Genomic DNA, 15,669 nt, shown 5'->3' on the forward strand with positions numbered 1-15,669 from the left:
CTCGCGGACTGAACACGGTGGTGGGCTGTGGCCTAGGCCACTGATGACATCCTCACGTCCAAACTTGACGCCTGTCAAGTTTCGTTCCGGTGTCGGCGTGGTGCAAGGTGGACTGGTGAGCGTCCAACCGCAGTCAGACGATGCCGAGCCGGCTCCCCGGCGCCGGGGTGACAAGCAGCGGCACGCCATCCTGACCGCAGTTCGCGAGCTGCTGCAGGAGCAGCCGTTCGCGGACCTGTCGGTCAGCACCATCAGCGATCGCGCCGGCGTCGCCCGGTCCGGCTTCTACTTCTATTTCGACTCCAAATACGCCGTGCTGGCCCAGATTCTCGGGGAAGTCCTGCAGGAGCTCGAGGAGCTGACGCACTACTTTGCACCTCGCGGCGCCGAGGAATCACCGTCGGAATTCGCCAAGCGGATGGTCGGCAGCGCTGCCCTGGTCTACGCGCACAACGATCCGGTGATGTCGGCCTGTAACGACGCCAGGAACACCGACGCCGAGATCCGCCACATTCTCGATCAGCAGATCGACACCGTCATCGATCAGATCATCACGATCGTCGAAGAAGAAAAGAAGGCCGGCACCGCCAATCCGATCAGCGAGGACATCCCCGCCTTGGTCCGCACGCTTGGAGTGACCACGGCGCTGATGCTCTCCGGGGATGCCACCTTCCTGGGTCCCGACGGGGACATCGGGCGCGCGGTGCGGGTGCTTGAGGCGTTGTGGCTCAACGGCTTGTGGGGCGGCACGGCCCACTGACCGGTACCTGCCCTCCTGAACCCGACGGTATCGTCACCGTCATGGCGCAGACGTTTGCGGGGAAGCGGTTCTTGCTGACGGGTGCGGCCAGCGGAATCGGCCGGGCGACGGCGCTGCGGTTGGCCGGCGAAGGTGCCGAGCTCTATCTGACCGACCGGGATGCCGCCGGGCTTGACCAGACCGTTGCGGACGTCCGCGCGTTGGGTGCCGACGTGCCTGCCTACCGGGCTCTCGACATCTCCGATTACGACGCCGTGGCGAAGTTCGCCGCCGATGTCCACGCCGCGCACCCGCCGATGGACGTCGTGATGAACATCGCCGGTGTCTCCGCGTGGGGCACGGTCGACCGCCTCACCCACCGGCACTGGCGGTCCATGATCGACACCAACCTGATGGGCCCGATCCACGTCATCGAGACGTTTGTGCCGCCGATGATCGCGGCCCGCCGGGGCGGTCACCTGGTGAACGTGTCCTCGGCCGCAGGCCTGGTGGCGCTACCGTGGCACGCCGCCTACAGCGCAAGCAAGTACGGCCTGCGCGGCCTGTCCGAGGTACTGCGGTTCGACCTGGCCAAGCATCGGATCGGCGTGTCGGTAGTGGTGCCGGGTGCCGTGCAGACCCCGCTGGTGCACACCGTCGAAATCGCCGGTGTCGACCGTGACCATCCGAAGGTCGCGCCGTGGATCGAGCGATTCAGCGGGCATGCGGTCTCACCCGAACACGTCGCGGCCAGGATTCTCGTCGGCGTGCAGAAGAACCGCTACCTGATCTACACCTCCCCGGACATCCGGGCGCTCTACCTGTTCAAGCGCACCGCCTGGTGGCCGTACAGCGTCGCGATGCGCCGGGTGAACGTCTTGTTCACCCGGGTACTTCGGCCCGCGACCAGCAGGCCGGTCAGCGCGAACCCCAATCCCACGCCGGAGTCGTAAGCAGGTTCTGTCCGACGATTTTCGTCTCTCCGTGGTCTTTGTAGATCTCCACCCGCGCGGTCTCGTCTTCGTCGGTGAGATTCAGCGCGTCGAGCAGGATTCGCGAATGGGTGACCACCACCAGCTGCGTCACGGCGGCGGTGGCCCGGATCAGAACGGCCAGCGGGGCGACCAGGTCCGGATGCAGGGATGTCTCCGGCTCGTTGAGCACCATCAGCGACGGTGGTCGGGGGCTCAGCAGAGCCGCGGCCCACAGCAGGAAACGTAGTGTGCCGTCGGAGAGTTCGGCGGTCCGCAACGACCGCAGCATTCCGGCCTGCCGCAGCTGCACGTCGAACAGCCCGTCGTTGACCGTCACCGACACGGTGGCGCCGTCGAACGCGTCGGCGACCGCGCGATGCAGGTCCTCTGCCCCGGCTCCGGCCTCGATGATTGTCTGGATGGCGGCCGCGAGATCGCTGCCATCGTCGGCGAGTACCGGGGTACGGGTGCCGACCTGCGGGTGGCGTGCGGCAGCGGCCGCGTCGACCCGGAATCCGTCGTAGAACCGCCACTCCCGCAGTCGATCCCGGACCGCGGCCAGCTCAGGAAGCTCACCGGCGTGGGCGAATTCCGCGAGCACGCTGCGATGGGTCGGCAGTGCCCTGGTGAGCTCGTCGAAACCGCGGCCGGACTCCGCGCGCACCTGAGCCAGCGATCCGGCCCGCTGCACCAGCGTCGAGCTGGGTCGCAGCACCGGGCCGGCGAACACCGCTTCCCGCTTGATCTCCGGGTCCCTGGTGAACTCGGAACGGATGCCGGCCATCTGAGGCAGTCCGAGGTCCACAAGATATCCGAAATCGTCTGCTGCATAACCCATCTGAAGGGCCACGGGGCCGGTTCGGGTGGTGCCCTCGGTTCTGCCGGTGCGACGGGCGCCTGCGAGGCTTTCGGGCCCGGCCCACAGCGCCGACTGCAGGCCGCCCTCACGGGCCAGTGAACCGATCGCCTCACCACGACCGCAATCGGCGAGCAGTCGCAGTGCCCGGTACAACGACGACTTACCGCTGCCGTTGGGACCGGTGATGACTGTGAGCTGCCGCAGCGGCAGCACGACATCGCGCAGGGACCGATAGCCGTGCACCGCGACGGTGGAGAGCATGCCCAGACGCTAGCTCAGGGCTCAGACAACTCCGGGCCGCCGGCCGTGGACCCTACTTGGCGGTGCGGTCGATCCCCAGCGCGTCGGTCATCGTGAAGAACAGGTCGGTCTGGTCGGTCAGCCCCACGACGTTGCCGGCCCGCGGGCCGAACGCCGCCAGGCGCACCTGCGTGCCGGTGTGCGTCTCGTCCTCGACGCCGACATCCGCAGAGGTCCCGTAGCTGACGATCATCGGAGCGTCGTCGGCGGTGGTCAGCACCCGGGTCAGGCCGGGATACATGATGTCGCGGACCCGTTCGATCGGCTGCCGGGAATCCTCGGCGAGACCTTGGAGATCCTCCTCGGTGTACTGCTCGACGATCTGGCTGGTGTGGCCGTGATCAGCCGTTGCGATGACCAGGGTGTTGCCGTCTTTCTTCGCGAACTCCAGTGCCTTCTGGATGGCGCCGTCGAGGTCGACGGTCTCGCCGATCTGCCCGCACGGATCCGCCGCGTGATCGCGCTTGTCGATCGAGGCGCCCTCGACCTGCAGGAAGAAGCCCTTGTCTGTCCCGGCCTGGCTGGTGGACAGCACGTCGATGGCCTTCTGCGTCATATCGGCCAGCACCGGCACATCAGCGGTGTGCTTGGGATTGGGCCCGCACTTGGCGGCCGGCTGCAGATAGCCCTGTCGCACCGCGGGTGCGCCGGTCCAACTGACCGGCATGTTGCCGTCGGCGAACAGCCCGAGTACCGGGGCGTCCTTGTCGGCCTTGGTGACACTCGCCAATTCGCTTGCCGTACGGACGATCTGGTAGCCGCGCTCCTTGGCCTGCGCCTCCAGTGTCTTACCCTGGTAGTCGCCGCCGGTGGCGGTCTGGTTGAAGGTCTCGAAACCGCCGCCCAAGGTGATGTCGGGCCGGGTTGCCAGCATCTGTTCGGTGACCGATCCCGGGCCACCCTTCTCCAGCGTCTCGTTCGGGCAGTCCTTGGCCATCTCCTCGGGGCCGTAGCAGTCCCGTTCGGTGATGTGGGAGAACAGCGAGGCGGGTGTCGCGTCCTGGATCTCCGAGGTGGTGACGTCACCGGTAGCGAAACCCTGGGTCTTGGCGAGCTCGAGGATAGTGGCGTGTTTGGCATCCTTGATGTCGATGCCGAGCGCGCCGTTGTAGGTCTTGGTCCCCGTCGTCCAGCCGGTGGCACTGGCCGCGGAGTCCGTGACGTAATTGGGCTTGCCGTCCTTGCGCAGCGCGTAGGTGGTGTACTGCCCGGTCAGTGGGAAGGCGTCGAGCCCGGCGAACGCGCCACCTGCGCCCATCGCGTAGTTGCGGGCTATGGTGATCTCCGAGTCGCCCATTCCGTCGCCGATCAGCAGGATGATGTTGCGGGCCTTGCCGTCGGAAATGTTGTTGCGCAAAGCATCTGACTGATCGCCTGGGAGCCGCCGGGCGCCGCCGTTGGTCGAGATATCGCCGGTGGCGGAGCGCGTCACAGTGTCGCCGGCGGAGCTCTTCTTCTCATCGCTACTACAGGCAGTCAACGGCAGGATCGCCACCGCGCCGATGACCACTGCCGCCTTGACATACCTGTTGACCGCCACGTTCGCTCCTCGTTCGCTGTGCATCGCCTGGCAGAGTGAACGTGATCGTGGTGAACGGTGGTTGACCGCTGGGCTACTGCGGCATGGCAAGTTCGAGCCGCACTCCGAGAAGCCGGACCGGCCGGTCCAGATCGAAGAGGCCGAGCACCGCCAGCGCGGCGGCGGTGATCACGTCGCTGTCGGTGCTGGGTCGGGTCAGCTTGCGGATCTTGGTCCTGGTGTAGAAGGTGCTGGTCCGCACGGTGACCGCGACTCGCGTGACGATGCGCTCCTGCTCGACGACCTCACCGAGCGCCTGTCGCGCCAACTGTTCAATGGCAGTGGCCATTTCGGCGCGATCGGTGAGATCGGCGGGAAACGTCACGACGTGGCTGCGCGAGCGCGGTATCCAGGGTTCGGCGCTGACGTCGGTGTCGCCACCACCTTTGGCGAGCAGCAGCAGCCACAGGCCGGCTCTCGGACCGAATGCCGAGGTGAGGGTCTCGGCATCGGCGTAGGCGAGTTCGCGGACCGTCGTGATATCCATCGCGGCCAGCTTTGTCGTCGTCTTGGGCCCGACGCCCCAGAGTGCATCGACGCAGCGGGAACCCATCGTGTCCATCCAGTTGGTGTCGGTGAGGGTGAAGATGCCTGCCGGCTTGGCGAAGCCGGTGGCAACCTTGGCGCGTTGTTTGTTGTCGCTGATGCCTACCGAACAGGACAGCCCCGTCGCCTCCTCGATCACGGAGCGAACCCGTTCGGCCAGAGTGACCGGATCCTTGGTGTGCGCGCCGAGGTAGGCCTCGTCCCAGCCCCACACCTCCACCGGATAGCCGAGGTCGCGCAGCAGTCCCATCACCTCCGCCGAGGCGGCGTCGTAGGCCTCAGGATCCGAGGGCAGGAACACCACGCCCGAATCGGCAGGGCAGCGTCTGGCGGCGGCGCGTAACGGCATGCCCGCGTGGATGCCGAATGCGCGGGCTTCATACGACGCGCAGGTCACCACCTTGCGCGGTTCCTGCGGATCACCGTTGCCACCGACGATGACGGGCTGCCCGACGAGCTCGGGCCGACGGCGCAATTCGACCGAGGCCAGGAACTGGTCCAGGTCCACATGCAGTATCCAGTGCGGGATCTCGTCGGTTTCGGCTAGTGTCCGCACAGTTTGCGCGCGAGGCTCTCCCATGCGTCTCCGAGTTGGTCGAGGGTCTGGCCGCGGTCGACGAGTTGATGCTGGATGTAGTCGGGGTCGAGCAGTGCCAGCAGAGCGTCGACTTGGGCGTCGATGTTGCCGGTGGTGCCCGCCGCTTGCAGTAGCACGTAGACATGCCGCCGCAACACCATCGCAGGCGGACCGTACCGGCTCTGCGGGTCGCGGTTGGCCGCGGACAGCAGCTCCCGGTGGGTGTGGGCGAAGTGCAGGCGCTGCTGCCCGAATGCGATGAGTCTTTCCAGCGGCGGAGCTTCGGGGCCGAGGGGTGGGGGGCCGAACAGGAAGGCCTGCTGGTTGGCCTTTTCGTCCTCGTCGAGCAGCACCAGCATCAGCCCGGCCCGACTGCCGAACCGGCGGAACACCGTGCCTTTTCCCACCCCGGCGGCGCTGGCGATGTCGTCCATCGTCACCGCCTCTGCGCCGTGCGCGGCGACCAGCCGGCGGGCGGCGTCGAGTAGCAGCGCGCGGTTGCGTGCGGCATCGATCCGCTCGGGGCCGTGCTCCTGCGGGCCGGACACATCCGTTACCGGCAATTGCCCCGGCGGTCCGACAACGCTCACCAGTGCACTTTAACGCAGCCGGAACAAAGCGGACTATAGTCCGGTTGATCGATGTGAAGATCGGACCACCCACCAGGTCCACGCAATAGAAAGGGAGCTCCCAGATGTCCGATATCCAGGTGATGGCGCTAGTGGGAAGTCTGCGGGCGGCATCGGTGAACCGCCAGCTGGCCGAACTGGCGGCCGAGCATGCCCCCGACGGCGTGACGGTGACGATCTATGACGGCCTCGGCGATCTGCCGTTCTACAACGAAGACCTCGACACCGCCGATGCCCCGGCCTCCGTGGTGGCAGTCCGGGCCGCGGCCGCTGCCGCCGATGCAGTCCTGGTGTTCACCCCCGAGTACAACGGCAGCATCCCGGGTGTGTTGAAGAATGCCATCGACTGGTTGTCCCGGCCCTTCGGGATGGGCGCCCTCAAAGGCAAGCCGCTAGGGGTGGTCGGATACGCACACGGGCAGTACGGCGGGGTGTGGGCGCATGACGAAACGCGCAAGTCCTTCGGTATCGCAGGTTCTCAGGTGGTCGAGTCGATCAAGCTCTCGATTCCGGGTACCGCGTTCGACGGCAAGCACCCGCGCGAGAGTGCCGAGGTGGTCGAGAGCGTGCGCGCCGCCGTGGACACACTCGTCGCGTCCGTCGCCGACCCAGTCGGCTGAGTCGGGCCGTCAGCGCATTACTGGCAGCGGTCTTCGTTTGCCGTCCGGCTGCGAGCTGGACGCGAAATCGTCACCGGACGGCAACTGCTCGGACGTGACCAGGGGTCAGCGGGGGTGCTGCGACGGGCGGGCGTGGCGGATCCCGGGTTTTGACTTTGCTGCGCTGCTAGAGAGCGAGCGCGCACGACACGGCCCAGCCGAAACGTGTCGGACCCTTCTGGTAGAGCAGGACCGTACGGCACGAAGCGCCCACGCCAGGAGCGTGACACGCCGAGACGCAACGACACACCGATCCCACCTGGTAATTTCATGAATGTTATTAAGACCCATCTTGTGTGTGTTCTACTTATGGGGCACAACATCTAGTGCCAAGGCGGGTTAGGCCAGCAATGGAAGGTCTACGAAGTCAAGGCGACTGTCAAGGCGGCCGAGGGGATGTTCTTCCTCGGTTCGAGCGTTGACAGACAAGTAGTCGTCGACCGGTCGAGTCACTAGGCAGTGCAGCGCAACAACGACTCAACACCGTCCAATATTGCTTCGCTGGGGAAGGTCGAACCAATATGAGCATCACCGTCTACACCAAGCCCGCCTGCGTGCAGTGCAATGCCACCTACAAGGCGTTGGACAAGCAGGGCATCGAGTACAACATCGTCGACATCACCATGGACCCCGAGGCCCGCGATTACGTGATGGCCCTGGGTTACCTGCAGGCTCCCGTCGTGGTGGCAGGCAATGACCACTGGTCGGGTTTCCGGCCGGATCGCATCAAGGCCCTCGCCGGCGCCGCACTGACTGCCTAGTCACCACTGCGCCGGGCGGGGCAGAACGTTCACCGGGAGAATCGCGATGACCAACCTCGTCTATTTCTCCAGCGTTTCGGAGAACACCCACCGCTTCGTCCAGAAACTCGACATTCCCGCCATCCGTATTCCGCTCCGCGAGCGCATCGAAGTTCATGCGCCCTACGTGCTGGTGTTGCCGACCTACGGCGGTGGCCACGCGAACGGACCCGATCCTGAAGCCGGGGGATACGTCCCCAAACAGGTCATCGCATTTCTGAACAACGAGCACAACCGGTCGCTGATCCGCGGCGTCATCGCCGCGGGCAACAGCAACTTCGGCGCTGAGTTCGGCTATGCCGGTGACGTCATCTCCCGCAAGTGCGGGGTCCCGTATTTATATCGATTTGAGCTGATGGGCACCGAGGACGACGTCTTCGCCGTCCGTTCGGGCTTGGAAGACTTCTGGAAGGAACAGACGTGTCACCCACCGTCACAGCTGCAGAGCCTGTAGCCGCCCGCAGCGCATCGCAGGCCAGCGAGATGGACTACCACGCCCTCAACGCGATGCTGAACCTGTACGACGCCGACGGCAAGATCCAGTTCGACAAGGATCGCGAAGCGGCCAATCAGTACTTTCTGCAGCACGTCAACCAGAACACGGTGTTCTTCCACAACCAGGACGAGAAGCTCGACTACCTGGTCAAGGAGAACTACTACGAGCGTGAGGTGCTCGACCAGTACTCGCGCAACTTCGTGAAGTCCCTGCTGGACCGGGCATACGCCAAGAAGTTCCGCTTCCCGACCTTCCTCGGCGCGTTCAAGTACTACACCTCTTACACGCTGAAGACGTTCGACGGAAAGCGCTACCTCGAGCGGTTCGAGGACCGCGTCGTCATGGTGTCCCTCACCCTGGCCGCCGGAGACACCTCGCTGGCCGAGAAGCTGCTCGATGAGATCATCGACGGCCGGTTCCAGCCGGCCACCCCGACATTCCTCAACTCGGGTAAGAAGCAGCGCGGTGAACCCGTGAGCTGCTTCCTGCTGCGCATCGAGGACAATATGGAGTCCATCGGGCGCTCCATCAACTCAGCGCTGCAGCTGTCCAAGCGCGGCGGCGGAGTTGCCTTGCTGCTGAGCAACATTCGTGAGCACGGCGCACCGATCAAGAACATCGAGAACCAGTCCTCGGGCGTCATCCCGATCATGAAGCTGCTGGAGGACTCCTTCTCCTACGCCAATCAACTCGGTGCGCGCCAGGGTGCCGGTGCGGTGTACCTGCATGCGCATCACCCCGACATCTACCGCTTCCTCGACACCAAGCGGGAGAACGCCGACGAGAAGATCCGGATCAAGACGCTGAGCCTGGGCGTGGTGATCCCGGACATCACCTTCGAGCTCGCCAAGAACAACGAGGACATGTATCTGTTCTCGCCGTATGACGTCGAACGCGTCTACGGGGTGGCGTTCGCCGACATCTCGGTGACCGAGAAGTACTACGAGATGGTCGACGACGCCCGGATCCGCAAGACCAAGATCAAGGCGCGCGAGTTCTTCCAGACCCTGGCCGAGCTGCAGTTCGAGTCCGGCTACCCGTACATCATGTACGAGGACACGGTGAACCGGTCCAACCCGATCGCAGGCAAGATCACCCACAGCAACCTGTGCTCGGAGATCCTGCAGGTGTCGACACCGTCGCTGTTCAACGATGATCTGTCGTATGCCAAAGTGGGCAAGGATATTTCGTGCAACCTCGGCTCGCTCAACATCGCCAAGGCGATGGACTCGCCTGATTTCGCGCAGACCATCGAGATCTCCATCCGGGCGTTGACCGCGGTGTCCGATCAGACCCACATCTGGTCGGTACCGTCAATCGAGCAGGGCAACAACGACTCCCACGCCATCGGGCTGGGTCAGATGAACCTGCACGGCTACCTCGCTCGCGAGCGGATTCTCTACGGCTCCGAAGAGGGAATCGACTTCACTAACATCTACTTCTACACCGTGCTCTACCACGCGCTGCGTGCCTCGAATCTCCTTGCCGTGGAGCGGGGTAGGGCCTTCGGTGGATTCGAGAACTCCAAGTACGCGTCAGGGGAGTTCTTCGACAAGTACACCGATCAGGTCTGGGAGCCCGCCACCGGGCGGGTGCGCGAGCTGTTCTCCGAGGCCGGTATCCACATCCCGACCCAGGACGACTGGAAGCGGCTCAAGGAATCGGTGCAGGAGCACGGCATCTACAACCAGAACCTGCAGGCCGTCCCGCCGACCGGGTCGATCTCCTACATCAACCATTCGACATCGTCGATCCACCCGGTGGCGAGCAAGATCGAGATCCGCAAGGAAGGCAAGATCGGGCGCGTCTACTACCCGGCGCCCTACCTGACGAACGACAACCTGGAGTACTACCAGGACGCGTACGAGATCGGCTACGAGAAGATCATCGACACGTATGCCGCTGCCACCCAACACGTCGACCAGGGCCTGAGCCTGACGCTGTTCTTCAAGGACACCGCCAATACTCGCGAGGTCAACAAGGCGCAGATCTACGCCTGGCGCAAGGGGATCAAGACGCTGTACTACATCCGGCTACGTCAGATGGCCTTGGAGGGCACTGAAGTGGAGGGTTGCGTCAGCTGCATGCTCTAGGGGCCGTGACAATCCGCCGTGCGGAGGTTGACGACCGCGAACGGCTAACTCCGCTGATTCGGGAGTTCTACGCAATCGACGGTCACGAGTACGACTCAGCACGCGTCGAGTCGGGCCTGATACCGCTGCTTCGTGACGACCGACACGGTCAGGTGTGGATCGTCGAGGATGAGGGTTCAGCGGTCGGGTACGCAGTCGTTGCGTGGAGCTGGTCGTTGGAGTCAGGCGGCCTCGACTGCATCCTCGACGAGGTCTACGTCCGGACGCGTGGGGGTGGACTCGGTGGCGAGCTGCTCGAGCACGCTGTCCGGGAAGCAAGCGCCTTCGGCGCTGCGGTCATTTTTTTGGAGACCGAGCGTCCGAACAATGGCGCTCGCCGTTTCTACACACGGCACGGATTCGAGGCCGAGGATTCCGTCTGGATGATGCGACGTATCGCGCGGTAGCCGACGTCCGCGGTTCCAGGCTAGCTCTCGCGAGCCCGATCCGCCTGCACGGCCTTCAGACGGCGCTCCTCGCGTAGCACGCTCTGGTAGCTCTCGCGTTCGGTGGCGAGCCATTCCGGCTTGTCCTCGAGCAACGCATTGATCTGCTCGGTGGTCAACGCTTCGGTGACGCCGCCGCGCGCGAGGCCGCCGATCGACACGCCCAGCTTGGCTGCCACCAGGTTCTTCGGGTGCGGCCCGTCCTTGCGGAGGTCCTTGAGCCACTGCGGCGGGTCGGCCTGCAGGGCAGCGAGCTCGGCGCGGGTGATCGCGTTTTCCTGGAACTCCGGGGGTGTCGCGGGCAGGTACACGTCCAGCTTCTTCGCCGCCGTGGCGGGTTTCATGGACTGCGCGTCTGGCCTGCTCATGGCTTGAGCTTATCGGTAGCCTGAGGCGGTGACTCCGCTCCGCCTCACCGTCGGGTACGTCCCCGGTGTAACGCCCGCGAAGTGGGCCCGGACCTGGGCGGAACGTCATCCCGAGGTTCCACTGCGGTTACATGCCGTCGCCGCGGCCGTCGCCGCCGACGCGTTGCGGACCGGCACCATCGACGTGGCGCTGCTCCGGCCGCCGGCCGACACACCTGGGCTGGCCGTCATCACCCTCTATCAGGAGACGACGGTGGTCGTGGTGCCCACGGACCACCTGCTCAGCGCCGCCGACGAGGTGACCGTCGCGGACCTCGACGAACAACCGATTCTGACCCCACTCGACGATGTCGTGGGCTGGGTGCCCTGCCCGGGTGTTCAAGTCGATCACCGACCCGAAACCACCAAGGATGCAACAGAACTCGTCGCTGCGGGGCTCGGCGCGCTCATCGTTCCGCAGTCATTGGCGCGGCTGTATCACCGTAGGGACCTGACATACCGCCCGATCGCCGACGCGCCCACGTGCCCCGTGGCACTCGCCGTCCCCGCGGGGCGGCAGCCGGAACTGGTCGAGGAGTTCATCGGCATTGTGCGCGGCCGCAAACCCGGTTCGTCGCGCGGGCAGGCCCAGTCGGCACCGAAACGCACCGCACGGGAGAAGACCCTCGCCAAACAGGCGGCCCGCGCCGCTTCGGGCAAGGTCGCCCGCAGGCCGGGCCGGGCCGGGCGCGGTGGACGTTAACGGACAGGTGGCCCCACGCTCGGCGACGGCGCTCAGAACTTGTGCTGCGGGCCCTGCGCCTTCTTGTACATCGACTTCAGCACCACATCGCGGAAGCGGGCATTGTCGATCAGCTTGATGCCGGCATTCGCGAGCTTCGGCTGACCGAGGAGCTTGTGGAAGTAGCGGCCGCGCTTGTACTCCCGGCCCCACGCCGCTTCCATCCGCTGCGCGTAGTTGGTGAAGTCGTCCGGTCCACCGTTCTGGAGCGCAGCCATGGCGCATTCACCCGCCGCGAGGCCGGACTCCAGCGCCTTGGAGATGCCGGCGCCGCTGGCCGGCTTGCCGGCACCGAGGGAGTCGCCGGTGAACAGCACGCCCGGACGCCACGGCGGCCAGGCGGTGAAGCCCATCGGCAGCCGCCACGCCCGCACGCCCTTGGCCTTCTTCAGGTCGTCGATCTTGGGGAGATCCCATTCCCGGGGCAGCGTCTCCATGAACTGGCCCATGAACTGGGTGGCGTTGATCTGCTGCCACTTCTTGTAGCTGTTCACGTAGCCCAAGCCGATGTTGATCTGGCCGCCGCCGAAGGGGAAGACCCAGCCGTAGCCGGGCAACTGGTCGCCTTCGAACGCCAGTTTGAGGTAGATCTCCAGCATGTTGGAGTCGGGCCGATTGGCCGGCATCTCCGCGCGGATCGCGATCGCCGAGTAGCCGTTGTACTCCGAGTCCATCTTCATTGCCCGCTTGATGGGGGAGTAGGCGCCGTCGGCGGCGATCACCGCGTCGGCGGATACCGTCTCGCCACCTTTGAGGGTGACCCCGGTGACTCGGCCGCGGGTGTCCTGCACCGGGCCGATGACTTCGGCGCCTTCGCGGATCTCGGCACCCGCTGACCCTGCGTGCCGAAGCAGAATGGTGTCGAGTTCGGGTCGTCGCGCGACGTAGCCGTGATCGGGCATTCCCGGGCGGGTCGGGAAACTGAGATCCCACTCGCTGGGGCTGAAGACCTTGACGCCGTCGACGCGATGGAACTTGTTAAGTTCTTCGCCGAGGCCCATTTTCTGCAGGTAACTGACGGCGCGTGCGGTCAGTCCGTCCCCGCAGGGTTTGTCGCGGGGAAACTCGGCCTTGTCCAGCACCACGACACGTGCACCGGTCTGGGCCGCTTGCCACGCCGCAGCCGCTCCGGCTGGTCCCCCGCCGACGATGGCGAGGTCAAATCGCTGGGTCACAAGCGTTCATGGTACCGACGGGGCCGCTACGAGTCTTGTTACGCCTGCGACAAATTCTGCCTCGGCACCCCAATTGAGTTACCGGTCAAGGGTATTGGCGCGAAGTGACAGAAATGTGACCAGCACGACATCGCGGATGATTCCGGCGTTGAGCGCGGTCTTCGCAGGTCAGGGGCTGCTGGGCGGGTACAGTGCTGACCGTGCGGAGAGGGCCACGGGTGATACGACCCAGCGGGGAAGTCGGGGTCAAGGTCGACGCCCGCAGTGAACGGTGGCGCGAGCACCGCAAGAAGGTTCGCGCTGAGATCGTCGACGCGGCGTTTCGGGCCATCGATCGACTGGGGCCGGACCTTAGTTTGCGCGAGATCGCCGAGGAGGCCGGTACCGCCAAGCCGAAGATCTATCGTCATTTCACCGACAAGTCCGATCTGTTCGGTGCCATCGGTGAACGGTTGCGCGACATGCTGTGGGCCGAGATCTTCCCGGTGATCAACCTCGCCACCGACTCCGCCAAGGACGTCATCCAGCGCAGTGTCGAGCAGTACGTCTATCTGGTGGACGCCCACCCCAACGTGTTGCGGTTCGTCATCCAGGGTCGGTTCCCCGAACAGTCGGACTCCACGGTCAGGGCGGTCAACGAGAGTCGCGAGATCACCCTGGCGATGGCCGAGATGTTCAACAACGAACTGCGGGAAATGGAATTGGACCGCGCGGCAATCGAATTGGCTGCCTTTGCCACCTTCGGAACGGCGGCTTCGGCGACGGATTGGTGGTTGGGATCGCGGCCAGACACCCCCCGCCGGATGCCCCGCGAAGATTTCATTGCCCACCTGAGCACGATCATGCTCGGTGTCATCAACGGAACCACCGCCTTGCTCGGGATCAAGATCGATCCCGAGCTCCCCATTCACAAGGCGGTGCCGCGGGAGCACTCCGTCGGCTAGCTGGGCTCAGCTTTCGGTCTGGCCGCCCTTGACGAACAGGGCCAGGACCGCGCCGACGCCTGCCGCCGCTGCGGCGACGATCACCGAGGTGTGCAGTCCGGCCATGAACGCATTCTGGCTGCCGGTCACGATGGCGTGCGTCAGCGCCGCCGGCGCGCCGGGAACCGGCGGTGTCGCACCCTGGGCGACGAGTTCCTTGGCGGCGGTCAGCTGGCTGACCACCGGTGTCGGCACACCGGCGGTGGTCAGTTCCCCGGTGAGAACCGAACCCACCCGGCTGGAGAGCACCGAGCCCAGGATCGTGGTCCCGAGCACCCCGCCGAGCTGTACAGCAGTGCTCTGCAGGCCGCCGGCCACACCGGCGTCGTCGACGCTGGCGTTACCGATGATCGCGTCCGAGCTGGCCGTCAGCACCAGGCCGATGCCCGCACCCAGCAGCATGAATGCCGGCCAGAGGGCGTTGTAGCCGGAAGCGGCCGTCAGATTCGAGAGCAGAACCAGCGCGACCGCGACGGCCGCCAGACCGCCGACCATCGCCGGGCGCGGCCCGAACTTCTGGGTCAGCACGCCGGACAGCGGTGCCATCACCATCAGCGCCGCGCTGAGCGGCAGTGTCCGGACGCCGGCCTCGACCGGGCTCATGCCTTGGATGTTCTGCAGGAACAGCGTCATAAAGAACAACGTGCCGAACAGCGCGAAGAAGTTGATCACGACGACCGCGGTACCGATCGACAGCGAGCGGTTCGCGAACAGGTGCATGGGCAGCACCGGGGAGGCGGTGCGCAGCTCGATCAGGACGAACACCGCAAGCAGCACCAGCCCGGCCAGGATGATGCCGAGGGTGGATGCGGCCAGCCAGCCCCAGTTCTGGGCCTTGATCAGGCCGAAGACGACGAGGAACAGCCCGCCTGAGAGTGCGGCGATTCCGGGGACGTCCAGACCGTGGCCCTGGTGGCTGCGGCTCTCGACGATGGCCAGCGCACCGATGACCAGTGCGGCGACGCCGATCGGGGCGTTGATGTAGAACACCGACTCCCAGTTGACGTGCTCGACCAGCAGGCCGCCGACGATCGGGCCTGCCGCGATCGATGCACCCGTCGCGGCGCCCCAGATGCCGACAGCGGTATTGAGCTTCTCGGCGGGGAAGGTGTTGCGGATGATCGCCAGGGTGCTGGGCATCAGCAACGCGCCGAACACGCCCTGGACCGCGCGCAGCGCGATGACGCCCGCGACGCTGCCGACGAGGCCGATGCCGATCGATGCCACGGCAAAGCCGATGACGCCGATGAAGAAGACGTTGCGACGCCCGAAGCGATCGCCGAGCTTGCCGCCGAAGATCAACAGCGCGGCCAGCGCGAGCATGTAGGAATCGGTTATCCACTGCAGATCCGCAAGCGAGGCGTGCAGATCGACGGCGATATGCGGGTTGGCGATCGCCACCACCGAGGCGTCCAGGCCGACCATGATGACGCCGATCGACACGGCGGCCAGCGTCCACCAGGGATTGCCGCGGATGCCGCGGTTGGTGTGACCGCGGTCGAGGTTGAGGGTTTCCACTGACATCAGATGTGCTCCGTTTCGACTAAGTGGAGGAGTCCCACCACTTACTGCGAGCGACGTTACGCCTAACTGGATGACACCCTCCACTTGTGCGACTAGGCTGGA

General features: G+C 65.3%; 16 protein-coding genes. 9 read left to right on the top strand and 7 right to left on the bottom strand.

What is annotated here, in order from left to right:
- Positions 1–43 precede the first annotated feature (43 nt).
- Both H7J73_RS21355 and H7J73_RS21360 read left to right on the top strand, forming a co-directional pair.
- The gene (locus tag H7J73_RS21355) at positions 44–760 is read left to right on the top strand and encodes a TetR/AcrR family transcriptional regulator (RefSeq protein WP_435405552.1); all 717 of its coding nucleotides are present in this window, start codon (positions 44–46) and stop codon (positions 758–760) included.
- Between the two features lie 41 nt (positions 761–801).
- Positions 802–1,692 (top strand): SDR family oxidoreductase, encoded by an 891-nt coding sequence (locus H7J73_RS21360; RefSeq protein WP_264069668.1) that lies wholly within the window; start codon positions 802–804, stop codon positions 1,690–1,692.
- Here the strand turns inward: H7J73_RS21360 and H7J73_RS21365 are convergent.
- The 4 genes from H7J73_RS21365 to H7J73_RS21380 form a co-directional block, all read right to left on the bottom strand.
- Positions 1,658–2,833 (bottom strand): AAA family ATPase, encoded by a 1,176-nt coding sequence (locus tag H7J73_RS21365; protein WP_264069669.1) that lies wholly within the window; start codon positions 2,831–2,833, stop codon positions 1,658–1,660. The genes H7J73_RS21360 and H7J73_RS21365 overlap by 35 nt on opposite strands.
- A 52-nt stretch (positions 2,834–2,885) precedes the next feature.
- On the bottom strand, positions 2,886–4,412 hold the full coding sequence (gene phoA, locus H7J73_RS21370; RefSeq protein WP_264069671.1) for an alkaline phosphatase: 1,527 nt from the start codon (positions 4,410–4,412) through the stop codon (positions 2,886–2,888).
- Positions 4,413–4,485: 73 nt separating this feature from the next.
- Complete coding sequence (locus H7J73_RS21375; RefSeq protein ID WP_264069672.1) at positions 4,486–5,577, bottom strand: DNA polymerase IV; 1,092 nt, start codon at positions 5,575–5,577, stop codon at positions 4,486–4,488.
- Positions 5,541–6,164 (bottom strand): TetR/AcrR family transcriptional regulator, encoded by a 624-nt coding sequence (locus tag H7J73_RS21380; RefSeq protein WP_435405553.1) that lies wholly within the window; start codon positions 6,162–6,164, stop codon positions 5,541–5,543. Before H7J73_RS21380 ends, H7J73_RS21375 begins: the two co-directional genes overlap by 37 nt.
- Before the next feature lie 104 nt (positions 6,165–6,268).
- On the opposite strand from H7J73_RS21380, the gene H7J73_RS21385 reads away from it, so the two are divergent.
- From H7J73_RS21385 to H7J73_RS21405, 5 genes are all read left to right on the top strand, one after another.
- Positions 6,269–6,823: an NAD(P)H-dependent oxidoreductase gene (locus H7J73_RS21385; RefSeq protein WP_264069673.1), complete on the top strand. Its 555-nt coding sequence runs from the start codon at positions 6,269–6,271 to the stop codon at positions 6,821–6,823.
- Positions 6,824–7,383: 560 nt separating this feature from the next.
- Positions 7,384–7,623 (top strand): redoxin NrdH, encoded by a 240-nt coding sequence (locus H7J73_RS21390; protein ID WP_264069674.1) that lies wholly within the window; start codon positions 7,384–7,386, stop codon positions 7,621–7,623.
- A 46-nt stretch (positions 7,624–7,669) separates the two neighbouring features.
- Complete coding sequence (nrdI, locus tag H7J73_RS21395) at positions 7,670–8,116, top strand: class Ib ribonucleoside-diphosphate reductase assembly flavoprotein NrdI (RefSeq protein ID WP_264069675.1); 447 nt, start codon at positions 7,670–7,672, stop codon at positions 8,114–8,116.
- A complete protein-coding gene (gene nrdE, locus H7J73_RS21400) occupies positions 8,083–10,251 on the top strand; it encodes a class 1b ribonucleoside-diphosphate reductase subunit alpha (RefSeq protein WP_264069676.1) in 2,169 nt (722 codons plus the stop codon). Before nrdI ends, nrdE begins: the two co-directional genes overlap by 34 nt.
- A 5-nt stretch (positions 10,252–10,256) precedes the next feature.
- Positions 10,257–10,697, top strand: coding sequence for a GNAT family N-acetyltransferase (locus H7J73_RS21405; RefSeq protein ID WP_264069678.1), 441 nt, complete (start codon positions 10,257–10,259; stop codon positions 10,695–10,697).
- 20 nt (positions 10,698–10,717) lie between these two features.
- Here the strand turns inward: H7J73_RS21405 and H7J73_RS21410 are convergent, their stop codons facing one another.
- Positions 10,718–11,104 carry a DUF5997 family protein gene (locus H7J73_RS21410; protein WP_264069679.1) on the bottom strand — a complete coding sequence of 129 codons (387 nt, stop codon included), beginning with the start codon at positions 11,102–11,104 and terminating at the stop codon, positions 10,718–10,720.
- Positions 11,105–11,132: 28 nt separating this feature from the next.
- Between H7J73_RS21410 and H7J73_RS21415 the strand changes: the two genes are divergently transcribed.
- A complete protein-coding gene (locus H7J73_RS21415; protein ID WP_264069680.1) occupies positions 11,133–11,846 on the top strand; it encodes a LysR family substrate-binding domain-containing protein in 714 nt (237 codons plus the stop codon).
- A 32-nt stretch (positions 11,847–11,878) separates the two neighbouring features.
- Here H7J73_RS21415 and H7J73_RS21420 read toward each other — a convergent pair whose 3' ends face one another.
- Positions 11,879–13,060: an NAD(P)/FAD-dependent oxidoreductase gene (locus H7J73_RS21420; RefSeq protein ID WP_264069681.1), complete on the bottom strand. Its 1,182-nt coding sequence runs from the start codon at positions 13,058–13,060 to the stop codon at positions 11,879–11,881.
- A 218-nt stretch (positions 13,061–13,278) separates the two neighbouring features.
- Between H7J73_RS21420 and H7J73_RS21425 the strand changes: the two genes are divergently transcribed.
- Positions 13,279–14,004 carry a TetR/AcrR family transcriptional regulator gene (locus tag H7J73_RS21425; RefSeq protein WP_264069682.1) on the top strand — a complete coding sequence of 242 codons (726 nt, stop codon included), beginning with the start codon at positions 13,279–13,281 and terminating at the stop codon, positions 14,002–14,004.
- A gap of 6 nt (positions 14,005–14,010) precedes the next feature.
- Here the strand turns inward: H7J73_RS21425 and H7J73_RS21430 are convergent, their stop codons facing one another.
- On the bottom strand, positions 14,011–15,567 hold the full coding sequence (locus H7J73_RS21430; protein ID WP_264069684.1) for an MFS transporter: 1,557 nt from the start codon (positions 15,565–15,567) through the stop codon (positions 14,011–14,013).
- Between the last annotated feature and the right edge of the window lie 102 nt (positions 15,568–15,669).

Source organism: Mycolicibacterium komossense, assembly GCF_025822605.1.
Classification (GTDB): domain Bacteria; phylum Actinomycetota; class Actinomycetes; order Mycobacteriales; family Mycobacteriaceae; genus Mycobacterium; species Mycobacterium komossense.